General features: G+C 56.4%; 21 protein-coding genes and 2 tRNA genes. 5 read left to right on the top strand and 18 right to left on the bottom strand.

Features of this window, described 5'->3' with window-relative positions:
• Positions 1–76: 76 nt before the first annotated feature.
• The 15 genes from ACR0ER_RS11155 to ACR0ER_RS11085 form a co-directional block, all read right to left on the bottom strand.
• Complete coding sequence (locus tag ACR0ER_RS11155) at positions 77–259, bottom strand: DNA gyrase inhibitor YacG (RefSeq protein WP_480768978.1); 183 nt, start codon at positions 257–259, stop codon at positions 77–79.
• Positions 256–1,278, bottom strand: a complete 1,023-nt coding sequence (locus ACR0ER_RS11150) for a ribonuclease E/G (protein WP_480768977.1) — start codon at positions 1,276–1,278, stop codon at positions 256–258. Before ACR0ER_RS11150 ends, ACR0ER_RS11155 begins: the two co-directional genes overlap by 4 nt.
• On the bottom strand, positions 1,275–1,853 hold the full coding sequence (locus ACR0ER_RS11145; RefSeq protein WP_480768976.1) for a Maf family protein: 579 nt from the start codon (positions 1,851–1,853) through the stop codon (positions 1,275–1,277). The genes ACR0ER_RS11150 and ACR0ER_RS11145 overlap by 4 nt, the downstream gene beginning before the upstream one ends.
• An 11-nt stretch (positions 1,854–1,864) precedes the next feature.
• Positions 1,865–2,083: a translation initiation factor IF-1 gene (gene infA, locus ACR0ER_RS11140; protein ID WP_005978431.1), complete on the bottom strand. Its 219-nt coding sequence runs from the start codon at positions 2,081–2,083 to the stop codon at positions 1,865–1,867.
• A gap of 91 nt (positions 2,084–2,174) precedes the next feature.
• On the bottom strand, positions 2,175–3,050 hold the full coding sequence (locus tag ACR0ER_RS11135; RefSeq protein WP_480768975.1) for a carbon-nitrogen hydrolase family protein: 876 nt from the start codon (positions 3,048–3,050) through the stop codon (positions 2,175–2,177).
• Positions 3,051–3,171: 121 nt separating this feature from the next.
• On the bottom strand, positions 3,172–3,417 hold the full coding sequence (locus ACR0ER_RS11130) for a hypothetical protein (protein ID WP_480768974.1): 246 nt from the start codon (positions 3,415–3,417) through the stop codon (positions 3,172–3,174).
• 156 nt (positions 3,418–3,573) lie between these two features.
• A complete protein-coding gene (locus ACR0ER_RS11125; RefSeq protein ID WP_480768973.1) occupies positions 3,574–4,167 on the bottom strand; it encodes a GNAT family N-acetyltransferase in 594 nt (197 codons plus the stop codon).
• Positions 4,160–4,558, bottom strand: coding sequence for a ketosteroid isomerase-related protein (locus ACR0ER_RS11120; RefSeq protein ID WP_480768972.1), 399 nt, complete (start codon positions 4,556–4,558; stop codon positions 4,160–4,162). The genes ACR0ER_RS11125 and ACR0ER_RS11120 overlap by 8 nt, the downstream gene beginning before the upstream one ends.
• A 2-nt stretch (positions 4,559–4,560) precedes the next feature.
• Positions 4,561–5,013 carry an arsenate-mycothiol transferase ArsC gene (locus tag ACR0ER_RS11115; RefSeq protein WP_170332357.1) on the bottom strand — a complete coding sequence of 151 codons (453 nt, stop codon included), beginning with the start codon at positions 5,011–5,013 and terminating at the stop codon, positions 4,561–4,563.
• Positions 5,014–5,016: 3 nt separating this feature from the next.
• A complete protein-coding gene (locus tag ACR0ER_RS11110) occupies positions 5,017–5,496 on the bottom strand; it encodes a UPF0262 family protein (protein WP_480768971.1) in 480 nt (159 codons plus the stop codon).
• Positions 5,497–5,594: 98 nt separating this feature from the next.
• Positions 5,595–6,896 carry a histidinol dehydrogenase gene (hisD, locus tag ACR0ER_RS11105; protein ID WP_480768970.1) on the bottom strand — a complete coding sequence of 434 codons (1,302 nt, stop codon included), beginning with the start codon at positions 6,894–6,896 and terminating at the stop codon, positions 5,595–5,597.
• A gap of 53 nt (positions 6,897–6,949) precedes the next feature.
• A complete protein-coding gene (locus ACR0ER_RS11100) occupies positions 6,950–7,417 on the bottom strand; it encodes a GNAT family N-acetyltransferase (RefSeq protein ID WP_480768969.1) in 468 nt (155 codons plus the stop codon).
• Positions 7,418–7,463: 46 nt separating this feature from the next.
• Complete coding sequence (locus tag ACR0ER_RS11095; RefSeq protein WP_480768968.1) at positions 7,464–7,940, bottom strand: DUF2948 family protein; 477 nt, start codon at positions 7,938–7,940, stop codon at positions 7,464–7,466.
• Entirely contained in the window at positions 7,937–9,205 is a 1,269-nt protein-coding gene (murA, locus tag ACR0ER_RS11090) for a UDP-N-acetylglucosamine 1-carboxyvinyltransferase (protein WP_480768967.1), read from the bottom strand. Before murA ends, ACR0ER_RS11095 begins: the two co-directional genes overlap by 4 nt.
• A 6-nt stretch (positions 9,206–9,211) precedes the next feature.
• Positions 9,212–9,367 (bottom strand): hypothetical protein, encoded by a 156-nt coding sequence (locus tag ACR0ER_RS11085; RefSeq protein ID WP_170327942.1) that lies wholly within the window; start codon positions 9,365–9,367, stop codon positions 9,212–9,214.
• An 83-nt stretch (positions 9,368–9,450) separates the two neighbouring features.
• Here ACR0ER_RS11085 and ACR0ER_RS11080 point away from each other — a divergent pair.
• Both ACR0ER_RS11080 and ACR0ER_RS11075 read left to right on the top strand, forming a co-directional pair.
• A tRNA-Thr gene (locus ACR0ER_RS11080) sits at positions 9,451–9,525 on the top strand.
• A 146-nt stretch (positions 9,526–9,671) separates the two neighbouring features.
• Positions 9,672–10,673: a site-specific integrase gene (locus ACR0ER_RS11075; RefSeq protein WP_170825386.1), complete on the top strand. Its 1,002-nt coding sequence runs from the start codon at positions 9,672–9,674 to the stop codon at positions 10,671–10,673.
• 49 nt (positions 10,674–10,722) lie between these two features.
• On the opposite strand, the gene ACR0ER_RS11070 is transcribed toward ACR0ER_RS11075, so the two are convergent.
• From ACR0ER_RS11070 to ACR0ER_RS11060, 3 genes are all read right to left on the bottom strand, one after another.
• A complete protein-coding gene (locus tag ACR0ER_RS11070; RefSeq protein WP_480768966.1) occupies positions 10,723–12,036 on the bottom strand; it encodes a DUF5906 domain-containing protein in 1,314 nt (437 codons plus the stop codon).
• A gap of 109 nt (positions 12,037–12,145) precedes the next feature.
• A complete protein-coding gene (locus tag ACR0ER_RS11065) occupies positions 12,146–12,328 on the bottom strand; it encodes a helix-turn-helix transcriptional regulator (protein ID WP_170825388.1) in 183 nt (60 codons plus the stop codon).
• A gap of 1,088 nt (positions 12,329–13,416) precedes the next feature.
• Positions 13,417–14,439 carry an AraC family transcriptional regulator gene (locus tag ACR0ER_RS11060; protein WP_170816810.1) on the bottom strand — a complete coding sequence of 341 codons (1,023 nt, stop codon included), beginning with the start codon at positions 14,437–14,439 and terminating at the stop codon, positions 13,417–13,419.
• Positions 14,440–14,531: 92 nt separating this feature from the next.
• Between ACR0ER_RS11060 and ACR0ER_RS11055 the strand changes: the two genes are divergently transcribed.
• From ACR0ER_RS11055 to ACR0ER_RS11045, 3 genes are all read left to right on the top strand, one after another.
• Complete coding sequence (locus ACR0ER_RS11055) at positions 14,532–16,043, top strand: DUF1214 domain-containing protein (RefSeq protein WP_480768965.1); 1,512 nt, start codon at positions 14,532–14,534, stop codon at positions 16,041–16,043.
• Positions 16,044–16,207: 164 nt separating this feature from the next.
• Complete coding sequence (locus ACR0ER_RS11050; RefSeq protein ID WP_170816809.1) at positions 16,208–18,196, top strand: DUF1214 domain-containing protein; 1,989 nt, start codon at positions 16,208–16,210, stop codon at positions 18,194–18,196.
• Positions 18,197–18,845: 649 nt separating this feature from the next.
• Positions 18,846–18,919 (top strand) — tRNA-Thr (locus ACR0ER_RS11045).
• Positions 18,920–19,302: the final 383 nt, after the last annotated feature.

Raw genomic sequence — 19,302 nt, 5'->3', positions numbered from 1 at the left:
GGAACGATGTTTATCGTTGGGTGGAGGCCTTCTATGACTTGCCACAGGCAGTGTCCAGAGGCTTTTTGACATTTTTTTAATGTGGGCGCGATTGCTCGGTTTTGCCCTCGGTGACATCTATGTCCAGGTCTTCTTCGCGCTGCGACGGAACGGCATAGGACCCGTTCAGCCACTTGGCCAAGTCAATGTCAGCACAGCGTTTGGAACAGAACGGGCGGAACCTGATGACCGTATCTTCACCGCAAATCGGACAGCTCATTTCAGCACCTCCGTCAAAGGGATGCGGCCACGTTTGCGCTGCAGTTCATAGTGGCCCAACGGGGTCCAACCAGCCAGAGTGGTTTCGATCCCGTCCGCCTTAAACGCGGCGCGCAGGGCCGATTCAAAGCCTCGGCGGTCTTTCTTGGGCATGGGGGCCAAATCCACCGTAATTTGCCCGCCCAGGCCGCGCACGCGCAGCGCGCGGGCCAGCGTCTTGGCGCAGGCGAAATTGGCTTTGGTTCCGGCGGACAGGGACGTATCGGACCCGGTGTTCACATCCACGGCAACCAGCGCGCGTGTGGGCTGGATAAAGAGATGCCCTCCGCCCGGAAGCGGCTCGGCGATCCCGCGCACCACGTCCAGTGCGTCGAGCACGCCCTGCATCTCGAAACCTCCGGCTTGGGTCACGACCTCGGCCGGATCAGTCCAGTCGCGCCAAGCCAATACGTGCGGACCGTCCCCTTCAAGCAGCAGTTCAGGCTCAGTTCCCGGATCGTTCAGGACCTGATCGGCATGGCCAAGCATGGCGCTGATGTCTTCGGCAATCTCACCCGCATCCCCTCCTGCACAGCATGAGCGCAGGATCAGGCCATAGTCGCAGCCATCCATGCTTTCATGCGCGATCTCGAGCAGACGGTCGCGTTCATCCTCATCACGGATGGAGCGCGAAATGTTCAAACCCGGCGCATCAGGCGTGACAATCGCATAGCGGCTTTTGAACAGGATGCGGTCAGTCACCGGCAGCGCCTTGCCCGGCTCGGCGTAACCCGTCACCTGCACCAGCATCAGCGCACCGGGAGCCAGCCCCTTGACCTGCCGCAGAAAGGCGGGGCCGTCGGGGGTTGTCAGGAACATGCCGCCCTGCCCTTTGACCGGGCGGTCGGCGCGGGCGCGATAGATCGTGCCCGGCGCGGGGGCGTCTGCGGTGATCAGGAAGTCGTCCAGCCTGCCATCTACCATCAAGGCAGCGGCTTCGCGGTTGTCGATATGGTCCAGAACGATGGTGCGACCCTTCATGATGCCTCACGATATAGGGGATAGCCGATACCTTGCAAAAGGGCGGCGGTCTCAGACAGGGGCAGGCCAACAATGCCGGTGAACGAACCGGAAATCCAGGGAATGAACGCGCCCGCCGGGCCTTGGATGGCATATGCACCGGCTTTGCCCTGCCAATCTTCGGTGGTCAGATAGGCGTTAATTTCCACGTCTGACAGGCGCTTAACCTTGACCTGAGAAACCACGTCGCGCTGAAGCACTCGATCTCCACGCCGCACGGCGACCGAGGTGATCACACGGTGCCGCCGACCGGACAAAGCATGCAAGAACTCAGCCGCTTGCCCCACATCTTCGGGCTTGCCCAGAATGCGACGGCCCAGCGCAACAGTAGTATCTGCGCAGAGGGTTACATCGTCGCTATCCGCTTGAACCGCCTGCACTTTTGCCCGCGTTATGCGGCTGCAATAGGGCACGGGCAACTCGCCCTTCAAAGGCGTTTCGTCGATGTCAGGGGCGCGGATGGCATCGGGCTGCACGCCAAGCTGGACAAGCAGGTCCAGCCGTCTTGGGCTGCCCGATCCTAAGATAAACGCCATTGCGGCAGGCGTTACTTGAAGCGGTAGTTGATCCGACCCTTGGTCAGATCATAGGGGGTCATCTCGACCTGAACCTTGTCGCCGGCCAGAACGCGGATGCGGTTTTTGCGCATCTTGCCTGCCGTATGTGCGATGATCTCATGGCCGTTTTCCAGCTCGACCCGAAACGTCGCATTAGGCAGGAGTTCCTTCACGACACCGGGAAATTCGAGCGTATCTTCCTTGGCCATGTTGTCTCCATCATTACGTTGCACCCGCAGAATCCACGGGGATGTGCGCTTAAATGAGCCCATTTTCGGCTTATTTCAAGGGCGGAATCACCTAAAGGGGGGATATTGTGACTGAATCGACTCTGGGGGATTGCTCCTCCCAATGGGTTCGGTTCAGCACATTTCCGCCGGCACGGACTTCTGCAATGGCCGACAAGTCGACATCCGCATAGGTCCAGCCGGGCAGGTTCAGGGTGCCCTCGGACAGCACTCCGGTCGCGGGAAAGCCCTTGTCGGGCGGGCCGAAAACGCCGCCAGCACCGGTGTTCATATCCACCGCTTCTGACCAGTCGTTGTTGCCGACCAGAGAGGCCATCACCGTAACACATTGATTTTCCAATGCACGCGACATCGCTCCGATACGAACGCGCCAGTAGCCGGCCAATGCCTCGGTGCAGGATGGGACGAGGATCAAGTCGGCTTCCTGCAGAGCCCGACCTAGCAGGGGGAACTCGCTGTCGTAACAGATCAGGACACCGATCTTGCCCAAAGCGGTGTCGAACAGTTTCAGCGGCCCCCCGGGCGAGATATCCCAATCCTCGCGTTCGAACCGGGTCATGATCTGTTTATCCTGATGATCCTGTCCGCCATCCGGCGCATAGAACGCGGCGCGGTTCACAGGGCGACCCGAGCCATCCACGACCGGAGCCGATGCGCCCAGAATGTAGGTTCTGTATTCCTGCGCAAGGCGCTGATGCAGGGTCTGCGCTGCCTCCATCCGGTCCGAAACTGCGCGTATGGAACGCTCCAGATCGCCCGCAACTTCGGCCCCATCCAAGGTAGACAATTCCATTGCGCCGTATTCGGGGAAGACCAGCAACTCAGCCCCTTGCACTGCGGCCTCAGAAACCCAGCGGTCCAGCTTGTCCTCGTACTGCGCCCAACTGTCGAGCCAGTCGAGATCATATGCAGCGGTTGCGACTTTCATATTTACGTCCCTGCAAGAAAATCTTGCGCGACATTAGAAGGTGACCTCACCGACTGTACAGGCCAATTTCCCGGAATTCGAAACGTCTTGGGCAATCATGAGTTCCCGAGGCATTAGGAGCTCACAACCTGCGGCTCCAACCCTCTTCATATTCTCCCAGCACGCGAGACATCTCCAACAATGAGCCAAAAAACCTCGCGTAAACGTCCCGGGACAACATCGGCTTGTTGTCATCCAATACGTGCACAAGGTTGGCCACTTCTGCGGCAAACCTGTCGTGGACTTGCTTATCAGCCGATGTTGGATCAAGCGTCCAGATATTGCGCGTGTCGTAGTAGTCGGCGGGCTGTGGTTCGTCATCAATCATGGATCGGCCTCATCAATTTGAAGCCAACGTGGGGACGAACAGGATACTCGCAAGATAGCTGGCAGGAAGTCACACGAATTTGGCTGCCATCCGAATGAACATGGCAATCGCGCTCAACAAAGGGGGCGTTTTGTTCGTCGGGCGAACCGGTAAAACTCACAAATCCCTGATCCAGAATTGCAACGGCTTGGGCGTTTCCCCTTCTTCGCCGATATCCTTCCATGAAAACTGTGCTACCGCACCGGACAGAGGCTCATAACCCCGCGCGCGCCAAAAAGCATCAAGTGGTCGATAGCTCTCCGGCCGCATCGGATGATCCGCTGGACGCTGAACGCCGCAAAATGCACATTTGGAAAAACCGAGGCGACGGGCGTGGGCTTCGCGCAGGTCGAAGAATTTGTGGCCAACACCCTGCCCCCGATAGTCTGGCAGCAGAACTGACTCTGCGCAGTAGAAAATCTTTGACAGATCCAGCCCGGTTCCTTCAAAGGCGGCAGCGAAATCATCGGCGTGATCGGTCAGAGGGGCCCCGGTTGAGGCCCCGATCAGGCGATCTCCATCAAAGGCGCCGACGACAATCGCCTTGTCGCTGTCGCGATAGGACTGCAGGTACTTGCGTTCATAATCCAGATCACCGTCATACAGGTACGGCCACGCCCGAAACACTTCGATCCGCAAACGGGCCACATCGTCCAGAGCAGCTTCAAGCGCCACTCCGGTCAGGGGGCGGACGGCGGTGGCCTCAGCCATTCGAGACCTGCTTGGTCCAGTCGGCAAGGTTATAGAAGGTGGTGACGCGGGTGATCTTGTCGTCCTTCAGATCAAAGAACGACCCGGCGGGCAGACGATAGGCCTGACCATGCGCCTCGGGCAGGCCCTCATCGGTTTCCAGATAGGTCCCATTCACGATGAACTCGGCCGCCGCGCGGGTGCCACCTTCGGCCTCGAACACCACGATATCGGTCAGGTTCTCGCGGTAGCAGCGGTTCATGTGATCGCAGAAGGCGGTGAATTTCTCTTTACCGACGCGGATCTGGCCTTCGTTTACGTGATGGGCCACGTCGTCGGACAGACAGGCCAACATTCCATCGACATCGCCTGCGTTGAAAGCCTCAAAATATGCTTTGACGGTCTGGTTCATGGTCACTCCGTAGGTTCGCCCCAACGTTCTTTCAGATGCCCAATGATCTGATCGCGGGTCTGTCGGTAGTGATGTAACTTCTCTTCGCGATTCTCGCCCAGCCCGGTAGGGTCCATTATTGGCCAATAATCGACATCCAGGTGAAAAATCCGAGTCAGTTCCAGCGCTTTTCGCTGGCTGGCGGGCGACAGGGCAACCACCAAGTCAAAGGAGCTGAGGTCATCGCCCCATTCCTGCATTTCATCAAACGAGCGCGTTCTGTGGCGGGAAAGCTCGACATCGATCTCTTGGCAGACCGAAATGCAGAACCCGTCAATTTCAAAGTCGTTGCGCACGCCGGCAGATTGCACATAGGTCCCAGTGCCATAGAACTTTTTCATGATGCCTTCGGCCATCGGTGACCGGACCGAGTTGTGGTCGCAACAAAACAGAACCGACTGCGGCAGAGGCGTCACCCGTCAGCCCCCGAAGTGCAGCACGCAGATCAGCGTGAACAGGCGGCGAGCGGTGTCGGTGTCGATATCCGCTTTTCCTTCCAACCGCTCCTGCAGCACGCGGCTGCCTTCGTTGTGGATGCCGCGCCGGGCCATGTCGATGGTTTCGATCTGGCTGGGCGGCAGGGTCTTGACCGCGTTGAAATAGCTTTCGCAGATCTGGAAGTAATCTTTGACCACCTGTTTGAACGGACCCAAAGACAGATGGAATTCGGCCGCTTTTTCCTCGGCCTCAGTGGCAACGTCAAACACCAGCCGCTTGTCGCGGATCGACAGCTGAACGTGATACGGACCGTCCGGTATCGCCCGATCTTCGCGCTGGGGCAGCGCAAAGCTGTTGTCTTCCAGCAGATCATAGATGGCAACCTTGCGCTCCTGCTCGATCTCGGGGGTCGGCGGAGGCAGGTTACGGTCATCAAGTTCGATATGCGAAATGCGGGTCATCTTAACGGTCACAGTTTTTCGGGTCTGCACAGACCTATATCAACGTCTTTCGTTCGGCAACGCACAGATAGCCATAATTCCTGCGCCTTCACGCCACATCAGCCGTTCAGACGCTTGAGCCGCGCCGTCACCGACAACCCATGCGCCTCGAGGCTTTCGGACTGCGCCAGTTGCTCCGCCGCGGGACCAATGGCCCGCAGTGCCTCGGGCGTCATCTGGCTGAGTGTGGTGCGTTTGAGGAAATCCATCACGCTGAGGCCGGAGGAAAACCGAGCCGACCGCGCCGTAGGCAGCACATGGTTAGGGCCGCCGACATAATCTCCGATGGCTTCGGGCGTGTATTGACCCAGAAAGATCGCGCCAGCATGGATGGTTTTCTGGCTGAGCGCGACCGGATCCGCAACGCAAAGCTCGAGGTGTTCCGGGGCGATGCGGTTTGACAGCGCTGCAGCCTCATCCAGATCGCGCACGGTGATCACCGCGCCGAAATCGCGCCAGCTTGCCCCGGCGATGGCACGGCGCTGCAGGGTTTTCAGACGTTTCTCGACGGCCTCTGCCACCGCCTGCCCAAACCCGGCATCATCGGTGATCAGGATCGACTGCGCGCTTTCGTCGTGCTCGGCCTGGCTGAGAAGGTCCAGCGCGATCCAGTCGGGATCGTTATCCTTATCCGCGATAACAAGGATTTCGGACGGCCCCGCAATCATGTCGATGCCCACCTTGCCAAAAACCCGGCGTTTGGCGGCGGCGACAAAGGCGTTGCCGGGGCCCGTGATCTTGTCCACCGGCGCGACGGACTCGGTGCCATAGGCCAGCGCCGCAATCGCCTGCGCACCACCGATGCGATAGATCGTATCCACGCCCGACAATTGCGCCGCCAGCAGGACCAAAGGGTTCACCTGCCCGTCCGGTGTCGGCACCGTAATAGCCAGCCGCTCGACCCCAGACACCTTGGCCGGGATTGCATTCATCAGAACTGAAGACGGGTAAGAGGCCAGACCACCCGGCACATAAAGCCCCGCCGCCGAGACCGCCGACCAGCGCCATCCCAGGGTCGCTCCGGCGGCGTCGGTCCATTGGACATCCTCGGGCATCTGTTTTTCGTGATAGGCGCGGATGCGCTCGGCGGCCAATTCCAACGCGGCACGGTCGGCGTCCGAGACCTGCGCGACTGCTGCCGCAATCTCATCCGCGGAAAAGGCCAACGTGTCAGGCGTCAGTTCCAGCCGGTCGAATTTCGCCGTCAGCTCAATAACCGCCTTGTCACCCCGGTTGCGCACATCCTCAATGATGTCCGCTACGACAGCATCCACATCCGGGCTGTCTTCTCGCTTGGCCGACGACAGTGTCTGAAAGGCAGTTTCGAACTCGGGCGACGAGGTATCGAGAAAAACGGGCATGGTCTGGCTCTCCGGGGCGTTTGATCGGGACATATCGCCGGGAAGGACTGGCCTCAACCCTTCTTGGCCGGATGCAGCGATTTGCGCATGGCGAAACAAGAAACGTCACCGCGCGCGCCGCATTGCCCGGTGGCCTGCCATCCGTGCCGTCGATAAAACGCCTGCGCCGTTTGTGTCGCCTCAAGCCGGGCTTCGGTGTGGCCTGATACGATCAATTCCTGTTCCAGTTGATGAAGCAAAGCCGTCCCGATGCCATGCCCGGTGTGATCCGGGTCGATATAAAGCAGCGTGATCACATCTTCGCGCAAGCCACCCACGGCAGCCACCTGCCCTGCACGTTCGGTTACCCAAATCTGCGCTCCATCCCTGATCCAGTCCCGGATCGACACCGGGTCCTTGTTCGCCGTCCATTTCGCGATGGCCTGCGGGTCATCCCGGTGGTCCGCCTGACAAAGCTGGGTGATCGAGCGGATCAGAACTCGGCTCAGATCGAACACGTCAAATACGGTCGCACGACGCAACTCCAGCCCCGCCGGAGGTCCGGAGAACGCCTGCGATATGCCGCGCTTATTCCGGATGGTGCGGTGCCTGCCCCGACGGGGCCTGATAGGGGCGCGTCACATCCTTGAGCGTGGCGTCAATCGCCTCAACCGTCAGACGGATCGCGCCGTCCCCTGCCAGCGTTAGGATGATCTGGCCTGCACCATCCTCGCCTGCTTCGAAATCAACCGACAGCAGGGACATCACCATGTCCTTTTCGCTGCGGTCGACACCCTGGCTGGCCACCGCGAGTACCGAATCGAACACCAGCACCGACTGCACACGCTCGAATGCGCGCCCCCGGCGGGTAGCGGCGTCTTTGTCCTCCCAGCGAAAGCGATTCAGCAGCAGGCCAAACCGGCGCTGCGACGGCTGCCATGTCATCTCGGTCACCGGAAAAACGGCGTCCTGCGTCAGAGTCGAAATCACCTGCAGGTCATCTGAATCCTCGGCGCCGAGGTTCAGCGGGGCCTCACGCCCGTCGTGAAAACTTGCGTCTGTCATTGGCCCTTGATCCGTTCGATTTTGGCACCCACACCTTCCAGCTTGCGCACCACATGTTCATATCCGCGATCCAAATGATAGACCCGGCTGACCGTTGTTTCGCCTTCAGCCGCCAACCCCGCCAGAATCAACGAGACCGAGGCCCGCAGATCCGTCGCCATAACCGGCGCGCCCTTGAGCTGATCCACACCAGTCACCGTGGCCGTCCCGCCGTGCACTTCGATATTCGCTCCCATACGCACCAGTTCGGGTGCGTGCATGAAGCGGTTCTCAAAGATACGTTCCTCCAGAACCGAGGTGCCCTCGGCCGTGCACATCAGCGCCATCATCTGTGCCTGCAGGTCGGTTGGAAAACCCGGGAACGGTTCGGTGATCACGTCCACGGCTCGCACGCGCCCATTCTTGCGCGCCACTTTCAGACCCTTGTCGGTTTCCGATACGCTGATACCTGCGGCATCCAGCTTTTCGGCAAAGGAATCGACCAGCGACATCCGACCACCCAGTAACTCGACCTCACCACCGCAGATGGCCGGGGCCAGCATGTAGGTGCCCAACTCGATGCGGTCGGTCACAACCTGATGGGTCGCGCCGTGCAGTCGATCCACGCCCTGAATTTCGATGGTCGAGGTGCCCTCACCCGAGATTTGCGCACCCATTTTGCGCAGACATTCGACCAGATCCACGATCTCGGGCTCGCGCGCGGCGTTTTTCAGAACTGTGGTCCCCTTGGCCAACGTGGCCGCCATGACGATGTTTTCAGTCGCGCCGACAGAGGCAAAGCGCATCTCATGCACCGCGCCTTTCAATCCACCGGGCGCCTTGGCGTGCAGGTAACCGTCCTCAAGTTCAATCTCGGCGCCCAGCGCCTCGAGCCCTTCTACATGCAGGTCCATTGGTCGCGCGCCAATCGCGCACCCGCCCGGCAACGATACGACGGCCTCTCCAAACCGTGCCAGCAACGGACCCAGAACCAGATTCGACGCCCGCATCTTGCGCACGATCTCATAGTCCGCCGTATGACTGGTCAGGTCGTGACTGGACATCGCCAGCACTTGCCCGTCCTGCAGCGAAGACACCTCGGCCCCCAGAGATTGCAGCAGGGCGGTCATGGTCTTGATGTCGCTGAGCCGCGGCGCGTTGGTCAGCGTCAGCGGTTCTTCGCTCAGCAAGGTCGCGGGCATCAGCGTCAGACACGCGTTCTTGGCCCCCGCAATCGGAATCTGACCGTTCAGCGGCCCGTTGCCCGTCACCAGAATCGAATCCATCTGCTCTTATCCCTCGTCCTTATCGGCTTTGTCGGTTTGGGTCGCGCGCGCCTTGGCCTGCGCCTTGCGCCGCGCCATATTCGCTTTCAGCGCCGCTTTCAGCCGCTCTTCGCGCGCATCCCCGGATTTGCCATGTTTTTTGGGTGTATTTCTATCTGCCATGATCTTTCTCTACAGGAGGTGAAAAAAACCGTCCAGACACCCTTGCGCCCCGTTTCGTTTGAGTCTAATCACCCGCCCACAGCGCTGCTGTAGCTCAGAGGTAGAGCACTCCCTTGGTAAGGGAGAGGTCGAGAGTTCAATTCTCTCCAGCAGCACCATAAAATCACCTCAACATCAAGCACTTGCAGGCACTACACGTACTTAGTGGAGTTGGTCACAGGTATGTGCGCTGCGCCTCCGCTGCACTGACAGCCGTATCGCTGCACGCAGATCGCCCTTCATCGCACAAAGGAGATGATGCGAGATGGCGACGATCAACAAGAGAACAAGCGGCAAGTGGCAGGCAACGGTGCGCAAGGACGGCAAGAGTGCAAGCAAGTCGTTCACCAAGCGAGCCAACGCAGTTAAGTGGGCCAGAGATGCCGAGATGCGTGCAGAACGTGGCGAGTTGCACCAGCCGACAAGCACAAAGCCAGTTGAAGCAGACACGCGCACGCTTGCAGACGCACTGGTTGCGTTCCGTGACAAGGTGGTGCCATCGCATCGAAGTTGCGCGAACGAGACGGCAAGCATCAACGCCATCTTGCGGCGTGACGAGTTATTCACTCGTGCGAGGCTTGCAGAGTTGACGGCGGCCCAAGTTTCTAAATGGCGAGATCAGCGGCTGACGGCAGTCTCTTCAAGTACAGTCGTCCGTGAGTTGACACTTTTGCAGGGTGCGGTCGGCCACTCTCTTGAGGCAGGAACAATCAACGTTGTCCAGCAGGTCAAACGACCGCGCGTTGATGATCGAAGGGAACGACGGCTGCAAGCTGGCGAGTGGCCACGCTTGATGCAGGCATGTGACCAAGACCGCAACAAGCTGCTTCGTCCGCTTCTTGTGCTAGCGGTTGAGACTGCCATGCGTCGAGGCGAGTTGCTCGCGATGGAGTGGCGGTACGTTGATCTGCAACGATGCACGGCACTGTTGCCAAAGACCAAGAATGGTCATGCTCGCACGGTGCCCTTGTCGCCCGTTGCCGTCGAAACCTTATTGGCAATGTCGCGCAACCATGATCGCGTATTTCCACTGAGCGGCGACTGTGTGCGACAGGGGTTTGATCGCTTACGCAGACGCGCCCATGCCGAAGACTTGCGATTTCATGACTTGCGGCATGAAGCCATCAGTAGGTTGGTTGAACACGGATTGTCGCTGATCGAGGTCCAGCAGGTCAGCGGCCACAGATCACTGCAGATGCTTCAGCGATATGTTCATCTACAGACCGATGACATTGTTGCGAAGCTGCACATGCATTCCGTTGTTTGATATTTTCTGGGGCAGCGAGTTAAGCGCCGCCCCAGTTTTATGACGAGTTTTACTTCTCTTCATCTTCGTTCGGCCAATCCCACGAAACACCTGTCGCTCGGTCGAAAGCGGCCCGACACTCAGCCAGCGATGGGAAGACGTAGCTGCGTGTTCCACCCGGTCGGGTGTTCTCAATTCCAGGCACCACGCGTTTCAAGAACTTACCGACCTGAGTTTCGAGGCTTCTTCCACGAGCACGCATGCCATTACAAAAGTCTTCAAAGTCATTCATAACGCTGCGGATCGAAATCTGCCGAGGCCATCCAGTGGAATAGCCCGGAAGGACGCTAGCATGCAAACGTTCGAACCACCATCGCTCAAGCTCGGTCATGGAGAGCATCTTTTGCTCGACCAACGCACGCGTTTTTGGCACCGTCCTTATTTCCACATCCGACAGATCCCAATCTAATAGAACCCGCATAAGGGCCCCTCGTCCACCATCTTCCATGAAACGAGCCAGATCGGCGAAGTAGGCTGTGTCTCCTTGCTTTTCGTCGGACACGCTCAAAACAGCATATCTACGCTCCGCAAATTGCGCGCGAATAACATGCTCTTCATTGCTTGCAATTACCAATCGCATAAAATTGGCCACAGGCACTGCGTCGATCCCTTTCTGTTCCATCATGAACGTTGGTTCTGAGATGCGGGACTTCAGTATGTTTGCCGCGTATGCGCGGGTGAACGATCCCTCGTCGGCGAACACAAGCAACGCATTGGCCAGATGCGCATTAAAGCTTCCGGTCAAGTGTTTTGCCTGTGTTATCTGGACGTAGTGGTTCGTAACAAGCGCACCCATTTGCTGCATAAAAAAGCCTTTGCCTACGCCTTGGCTTCCAAGTAGGACGATAGCCGTGCCTGGTAGTTCACGTGGCCGTTGTACCATGTGTGCGAAATACGACATGAGATACTGATACGCTTGTTCGTCAGAACTACAGATGACCTCTCGCACAAAAGAGAGAAATCTGCTCGCATCTTCGGATTTAGGTTCAACCGAGAAGCCAAACCATAAATTAAGAAAGCTGTTATGCCCATGTTGTGGATCGAATACGACGCCCCGGTATTGCCGCCGATTTCCGCTGTTTAGCCAGACATCAACCCAAGACACATAGTCGGGTTCGGTGCGTCCATTCCTGTACACCTCAATAACCCGGTTTGAGAGCTTTAGGCGTAAGGCGCGCTCACTAAAGAAATTGACTCGTTTGCGTCTCAGAACTGGATCTTCCGCGATTTCGACGATGAAGACTTTTCCACCTACTGGCACGATCGCATACCGTCGGTTCATGTAGAAGATAACCTCTTCCCTGGTTTCAGGAAGCTTGGCCATTTTGGTCCCTTTCCCGGGGCCAACTGAAGTTGAATAGCGAGAAGTTTCTGGTTACTTTTGTCTCAGACGTGACCTGACCCGCTGCTCATCTAGAGTTGGCGGGTTTCTTTTAGACTGCAGCTTCAGTGTACTGAGCCAGCCATTTGTCAGCAGCGGCAGCGGGAACGACTACACGGCCCCCGATCCGGGCAACACGCGGACCCAATCCGGCTTTCCGCAGTCGGTAGAACGACGATCTGCTAAGACCAAAGACATGGCAGAATTCATCGATTGAATAAGTCTTCGCGTTCATGGCGAATTCCTTTCTAACGGCGGAGATACAACAGCACCTCGCCCCGGCTTCTGATTATTGGTGAATCCGCAGTGATCGATAGTGTCACATGCTGGTCTCGCAGTTTCCTGCGGTTATGGCCTTCGAGCCTGACCCGAGAGGCATCTCACACTTTGAAGTGCGGTGTCTTCATGGTGTATGATGTTTCATCCGATGTCAATATAAAAGTGTTGTGGGACAATGGCTTACACTGCATTACCGTGTCTGCCTCTACCGCGTATTGTGGTCCATTTTCTATCCAACATATCCAACTTGGAAGACATAAGTACGAAGTTGCGTAAGAGAATTACTACTCCATGGGAGGGATAGTTATCGGTCAATATCTTATTCAAGTTGGATAAGTTGGATATGTCGGATCATTAGCGGCCAAGCATGGCAATCATGCCGACTGATGATACCATTGCACCCAGTTGATCAGATCCAACCAGAGCCTTCGAAGGCAGGAGGCAAGATGCCAAGAACAGAGAGCGTCAGCGATACAGCGACAGGCCACGCGCCGAGTTCAGCCGGGCACTCAGGTGCTGCAATCGCTTCTGCCCCTACGCTAACCCAGATGATCCGATACGACGGCACCATCTACGCTCATGAATTCTGCCGGGTTACTGGGATTAAGCCAAACACACTTCGAATGTCTCGAGCGAGAGGTAAGGGACCGCCCGCAAAGCGCATCTCGAACAACCGAGTCATCATGTCCTTACGAGACGCAGCGGCGTGGTTACAGGCGACTGGACGTTACGGCGAAGCCATACGACTTGCGGAATGGCTGGATCAAAGGTGGCGAGAAGCCGCTCGCGAACACCGGCAGATGGACGTGCCCTCAGTTCAGTTGGCTACGCGACACTTAGATTGGCGGACTGTGTCTGGTTGAGTTGCGTGGTTGCTGCAACGAACACCCAAAACGACGCAGTAACGCCTTGGTGGCGCACGGTGACTCCTGTTCGTTTTCTGCGATTGACTGCTTCTGCCGAGTCCGGACGTTCGAGATAGTCCAGATATACGACCGTTCAGCGGACAAAGCCGTCGGTGGTGCTAAAGCATTTTCAGACGGTTTAGAACCTATCGCGCCCAAGTATTCGGTGCTCAGATGGCGAGACGCCAGTGGCGGTCTTAAATGCACGACTGAAGTTGTTGGCGGTCTCGTATCCCAGCGCAGTAGCAATATCGGCGATGGTGCCAGACTGCGATGAAAGTAACTCTTTCGCCCGGCTTACGCGAACATCGGTTACTATGCGACGGAATTGCGCGCCTTCTTCATCTAGCTTCCTTTGAAGAGTGCGAACACCAAGCCCGAGTGCGCGAGCTGTTGCGTCAACCGAGATTTCTTTGTGGTGGAGTTGCTGTCGGGCTATTGCGGCAACCTGACCAGCTATTGTTTCAGGTGGACCACCGACGCGTTCCCTCGCAACATCGTCAACCGTCACAAAACCGCGAACACGATATTGCCTTCTGTTCTCGACCAAAAACAATGAGCTTTCGAATTCCACACCTAACCTTGGTGCGTTCCAAACTATGGGACACCCATATGTGTCCTCGACTTCGACCGAGTTCGGTACTTTTGCAAAATCCAAGAGAACTGCGGTAGGCGTCCATCCCCTCCCTAAGTACTCGCGAAAAATACTCAGGAAAACGCCGATCGCGGAAAAAGCTATATCAGCATAAGCGGGGTGCTCCGGCATTCCGAATTTGTAGCAGTAGCGCGAGCGTCGGCCAGAGGCTTCCAGCCATGCGCGATCAACTGATGAGTGGAAAGGCATAACTGATGTTGCGCGACGTAGTGCGTTTCCCAACGTAGGCGCGGACAGGACATACTCTCCCCAAAGCCCGTAGTCTGCGACTGTTAGGTAAGGAGACCAAAGCAAGCCAATGTTTTGATGGCCCGCCGATCGAGCCGCCTGCTCGACGAATGTCGCCAATGAATGCTCAGAAATGTACCCCGACCGTTCTTCGATAAAGTGATGCGGAAGGTCAGCGGCCTCCATGGCCTTCTCTAATCGTTTTTCACCGGCGACCTCGTAGACAAACTGCGGCATCGCGCCGAGCGCCTTCGCTGAAATCATCGGTGGTAGCGTCATTGAGATCCCCAAAGAAACATCTGTCGTGAAATGATACGCATCTGCGTTCCGGATGTGCAAGTCTCCCAAAAATCTCAAGGGAGTAGTCACGAATGAAACAGATGGGCACATTGTTCACAAACTTATCGACCAAGTGTTTGGTTGCGGCCGTTTGCGTCGGCAGCGTCGCTGCTCAGGTCGAGGCGCAGGAATTTAACGACACAGGCGACATCCTCGCGCGCTCGGCGCAGGTCGAAGACATCGAATACAAAATTATGGTCCAGCGCGCGACACAAACCGCAATCTGGGGAATGCCCGCCGCTGGTATGATTGATTTCCCGAAAGGTATTCGCCGCGATCTGGGCGGAGACTACAACGACATTGTGTACCTTAATAAACCGTTCGACTCCAAACACGGGTTTCTGACGGCCAATGATGTGACAGCTTACGCATGGGCCTCGATGACGTCTGAGCCCGGGCCGTTGGTGATCGAGGTCCCGGCGGCAACCGACAAGGTTAATTACTTCGGTACGATTGTGAACGCTTGGGACGTGCCGATTGCCGATGTTGGTCCGGACGGGTTCGACAAAGGAGAGGGTGGTAAATATCTCATGCTACCACCCGACTATGACGGTGACATGTCGATCGAGGAACTGACCGAAGCTGGGTATTTTCCGTTTGAGACTGACACCTATGAGTACGGATTTTCATTCCGTCCAAAGCTGACCAATGGGGGAACAGATGCAGATGCCGCGGAATATGCGCAGACAATCAAGGTCTATTACCTTTCGGAGGCCGATAACCCACCGCCAAACACCTATCACGAAGCGTCGGAAGTACCCTACGACTCGCTGCCTTATTACAACGAAACCTTCTTTCAGGACCTAAACGACTACGTCCAGAACAATCCGGTCCGCCCTCAAGATAAGGTCATGGTGAACCTTCTTAAGGACCTTGGCATTGAGAAAGGTAAGCCGTTCGAACCAACGGAACAGCAGCTACAGGCGATGGAAGAGGGGCTGTTGTTGGCCTATGCCTCGATGCAGAAGTACTTCGTAACACCCGGTAAGGCGATGATACCGCTTTGGGTGGATGAAAACGGGGATATGAAAAGCCAATGGCTGATCTGGGACTTCGCTGAGGGTCAACCTGAAGCAGGTTTCCCGTACGAAACCGAAACCGAGGTGCTTGTCGATGCCCGTGCGGGCGGAAGCTATTTCTGGATTACCTATTTGCCGAAAAAACTTGGCGGCGGGACGTTCTACTTAACTGGGCTGCGCGACAGCGAAGGTGAGATGTATGACCACAATCAGACTTACAAGCTGAACGTGCCAGCAGACACACCCGCCGAGGATTTCTGGTCAGTCATTGTCTATTCGATGGAGACCAAGAGTTTCATCCGCAACGTCGATCCTGTGGGACTTTCAGAGCGCGACACCGACACGATGCAAGCAAACGAAGATGGTTCTTACGACATCTACTTCGGGCCTGAAGCGCCAGAGGGCATGGAAAGCAACTGGATCCCAACCACCGAGCCCTACTTCCTCCTGTTCCGCCTCTACGGCCCTGAAGAGGGCTGGCTGGAAAGCGGCTGGATGCTCGGAGATCTCAAGAAGGTCGAGTAGCTGAACTTTTTGGCAATTGAATTCGGACACTGACCGGTATTGGCACCAACCAATTGGTCAGCAATTGGAGAGGCGGTGTATACCTCGGGACGCCGTCTCTCCAAAACAAACACTAAAGTGCCAAGTCGCGAAAAGCGCACAAAGGCAAAAATGGGAGAAGCAAAATGAGAAACGTAAAGACTTGTATGACAGCGATTGCGATTGCACTCGCAGTCACTACGGGACCACTTCATGCGCAACAATTTGGCCAAGAAAGAGCACGAGCGGTCGGTGAACTGACAGATGAAGCGGTTGTGTCCGCTTTGCGCGAAGATGGTCGCGTCTCAATGAGCGGCGGTTTTTTTGAGACCGACAGTGACGCGCTGACCGGCACGTCCCCAGAGGTGTTGTTCAAAGTTGCCAGCGCGATGGCGACGCTGCCTGAAATGCGACTGGCGATCGTGGGCCATACGGACTCGGTGGGTGACTTTGCTTACAACATTGACCTCGCTGAGCGCCGTGCGGCGGCCGTACGCAATGCACTGATGGGCGAACCCTACAACGTCGCAGCGGAACGTCTGGTCGCCATGGGCGCAGGTCCAATCGCGCCTGTCGCCTCGAACTTGTCCGAAGAAGGACGCGCGCTGAACCGGCGCGTGGAGTTCGTTTTGTTGAACGAAGACATGATACAACAGAATGAGGGTACAAACGAACAAGTCGCATTGCCTCCCCAATCCGACAGAGAGTTTGCTGCAATAGTACCTGAAAACGTTTTGACACCGGATAGAGTGGAAACAGAGACACTTGGCACACTTGAGTTTTTCGATGGCATGCCTTCACCAGCTACGGTTGAGAAAGTCTTCGACAATCTGGACTTGATGCGCGCAACTACTGCTTTTCTTGATGGCATGAAAATCGCGTCTCTGCGTGGAATGTTCCAAGGTTATGAAGATGTAGGCGCACAACCAAATGATGTCGTCATTGCAGAGAACTTATTGGATGCCAGATCAATCTGGCTGACGCCAAACACAACGACAATTTACGTTGGTTCCAACGTTGATATCTCCGAAGGCCCGATGGTCATCGAGGTGCCGGCAGGCATGTTGGGTCTGTTGGACGATGCCGGGTTCGACTACGTCGCCGATATTGGCGCGCTTGGTGCAGACAAAGGCGAAGGCGGGAAATACCTGTTGATGCATCACGACGATGAAACTGCAGTGCCAGAAGGGTATTTTGAACTTCGTACAAGAACAAATGAACACTGGTTGCTGCTGCGTCGTTCCCCCGGAGCAGATGGTGACACAACAGGACCAGTTGCAGAGATCAAGGCCGGATTGAATATCTATCCGCTCAGCGCAGCCGATAATCCGCCACCAGAGAATTTCATCAATATCTCCGGCGTTCAGCACAACACTGTCCATGCCAACAACGAAGACTTCTTCGAGGAGATTCATGTAGCTTTGGATAACAATCCGGTCGGCGCTTTTGATCCGGAAATTGTTGGGACATTTGCTTCCATTGGCATCAAGAAAGGCGAACCGTTCGAACCGGATGCCAGAATGAAGGGCATCTTCAAAGAAGCAGCCGCCATCGCAAACGCAACAGCGCGTGCCATCACATACGCCTCACGCGATCCGGGCGTGTATTTCTATGAAGATCGTCAATGGAATTCGCCGTTCCAGCGTCAAAGCTATTTGTTCCTAGAGGATGGCGCGCGTATTCTCGACGACCGGACGTACTTCTTCTACATGGCTACCGGTATCACACCTGCCATGACCGCCCCGCCAGTCGGCACTGGTTCAGTGTACGCGATGACGGCCCGCGACAAAGATGGTGAGTACCTCGATGGTTCAAAGACCTACAAGGTAACGCTTCCCGCGCCGGTTCCTGCCAAAAACTTTGCGTCGTTTATGCTCTATAGTGGGCAGACTCGTTCGATCTTGGAAACGGACCAACAAGCCGGAGGGATCGACTCCAACAGGCCCGGAATCAAGCCGAACGATGATGGTAGCTTCAGCATTTATTTCGGACCGGAAGCGCCTGAAGGTTGGGAAAACAACTGGGCGCAAACGGTCCCCGGACGAAGCTTCAATGTCATGATGCGTCTTTACGGCCCACTTGAACCGTGGTTCGACAAAAGCTGGCGGCCCGGTGACTTGGAACTCGTGGAGTAGTCTTGGAAGTTTAGACCAGACGAGCAAATGTCTTATGGCGCATATGGACGCTCCAAGAAATTGGGGCGTCTCGAGAACCGGCAGCTTTGGGCTCGAAGCAGACAGCCGACCGATCTTCTAGGATGTCTCCTACAATAAGATTGCCGGACGGTGGAAGCATGATCCAACCTATCCGACCTAGGCAACCTCGCTCTGAAGTTTGCTTTAAATAGGGCGGCCTAGTTCGTTACTAGCCGTGGTGCCTTCAAACAAAACTAAAGAGAAATGTTGGACAGGTTGGATAAGTGGGATCAGATAACAGCCATACAGGGGGACGCATGACATCACCCCTGCAGGGCCACCGCGCAGGGAACTGGGTTTTGGGTTTGGGCGGGGGAGTGTTGCTGAAGTCCAGCAAGGATTGATCACAGGTGCTCTGGTTCTTCCGCTGCACTTCCGCTGCACCGCACTGCACTTCTGACAATGTTTGGCACATCACATCGTGTGTTTGCCTTGCATGTCACGTGCACTGCTGAACATGCCGCATGTTGCACTTCATGGTACGGCATGCGACACTCAACCCACTGACAAAATGGGCACTTCTGCGTCATGCGTTGGGTGTTGGTGGTGGCGGTGGATCGCAGCTTGTGCGTCTTGCAAGTGATGTTGTGCTGGTGACGGATATGGTGTTGCACTCCCTTGGTAAGGGAGAGGTCGAGAGTTCAATTCTCTCCAGCAGCACCACAAAATCAATAATTTACGTGATGCTTTTTCAGATCGCCCAACAAGTGGCGACCACATGGCGACCATGCCTTAACAGAATACATCCGTTGTTGACCTTGCATAGTCGGGACCTTGCTTTCACAGGCGAACTCCACGCCCCGCCCCTTGGCACCCCTTCAGCAGGTCGAATGCAAGCCTGCGAGCCTCTCGCACTTTCTGTGACGTTTTTTCCAAAGCTACTTTTGTTGAGGTAGGTCCACTAGCCGTTGGTTGGAGACAATAGAACTAGGGTTCCGGGTTCGAATATCCCCTTCAAGCCAATAGCGGACATTCGGAAACTTTGGTTTAATGTCCGCTTTGCGGACAAAGCGGGCGCTAAAGTGCCTTAGGATTAGGAACTAAAT

The sequence above is a fragment of the Ruegeria sp. CH8 genome (assembly GCF_056536985.1).
Note: the sequence above shows the minus strand (reverse complement) of the source record. Positions and strands in the feature narration are given on the sequence as shown.

Bases quoted from the DNA above. Each gene is read 5' to 3' on its own strand.
- infA (WP_005978431.1), bottom strand. From the start codon at position 2,083: ATGGCCAAGGAAGATACGCTCGAATTTCCCGGTGTCGTGAAGGAACTC.
- ACR0ER_RS11070 (WP_480768966.1), bottom strand. From the start codon at position 12,036: ATGGCCAAGCTTCCTGAAACCAGGGAAGAGGTTATCTTCTACATGAAC.
- ACR0ER_RS11050 (WP_170816809.1), top strand. From the start codon at position 16,208: ATGAGAAACGTAAAGACTTGTATGACAGCGATTGCGATTGCACTCGCA.
- ACR0ER_RS11095 (WP_480768968.1), bottom strand. From the start codon at position 7,940: ATGACAGACGCAAGTTTTCACGACGGGCGTGAGGCCCCGCTGAACCTC.
- ACR0ER_RS11155 (WP_480768978.1), bottom strand. From the start codon at position 259: ATGAGCTGTCCGATTTGCGGTGAAGATACGGTCATCAGGTTCCGCCCG.
- hisD (WP_480768970.1), bottom strand. From the start codon at position 6,896: ATGCCCGTTTTTCTCGATACCTCGTCGCCCGAGTTCGAAACTGCCTTT.
- ACR0ER_RS11150 (WP_480768977.1), bottom strand. From the start codon at position 1,278: ATGAAGGGTCGCACCATCGTTCTGGACCATATCGACAACCGCGAAGCC.
- ACR0ER_RS11145 (WP_480768976.1), bottom strand. From the start codon at position 1,853: ATGGCGTTTATCTTAGGATCGGGCAGCCCAAGACGGCTGGACCTGCTT.
- ACR0ER_RS11055 (WP_480768965.1), top strand. From the start codon at position 14,532: ATGAAACAGATGGGCACATTGTTCACAAACTTATCGACCAAGTGTTTG.
- ACR0ER_RS11125 (WP_480768973.1), bottom strand. From the start codon at position 4,167: ATGGCTGAGGCCACCGCCGTCCGCCCCCTGACCGGAGTGGCGCTTGAA.
- ACR0ER_RS11075 (WP_170825386.1), top strand. From the start codon at position 9,672: ATGGCGACGATCAACAAGAGAACAAGCGGCAAGTGGCAGGCAACGGTG.
- ACR0ER_RS11085 (WP_170327942.1), bottom strand. From the start codon at position 9,367: ATGGCAGATAGAAATACACCCAAAAAACATGGCAAATCCGGGGATGCG.
- murA (WP_480768967.1), bottom strand. From the start codon at position 9,205: ATGGATTCGATTCTGGTGACGGGCAACGGGCCGCTGAACGGTCAGATT.
- ACR0ER_RS11120 (WP_480768972.1), bottom strand. From the start codon at position 4,558: ATGAACCAGACCGTCAAAGCATATTTTGAGGCTTTCAACGCAGGCGAT.
- ACR0ER_RS11130 (WP_480768974.1), bottom strand. From the start codon at position 3,417: ATGATTGATGACGAACCACAGCCCGCCGACTACTACGACACGCGCAAT.
- ACR0ER_RS11110 (WP_480768971.1), bottom strand. From the start codon at position 5,496: ATGACCCGCATTTCGCATATCGAACTTGATGACCGTAACCTGCCTCCG.
- ACR0ER_RS11135 (WP_480768975.1), bottom strand. From the start codon at position 3,050: ATGAAAGTCGCAACCGCTGCATATGATCTCGACTGGCTCGACAGTTGG.
- ACR0ER_RS11060 (WP_170816810.1), bottom strand. From the start codon at position 14,439: ATGACGCTACCACCGATGATTTCAGCGAAGGCGCTCGGCGCGATGCCG.
- ACR0ER_RS11065 (WP_170825388.1), bottom strand. From the start codon at position 12,328: ATGAACGCGAAGACTTATTCAATCGATGAATTCTGCCATGTCTTTGGT.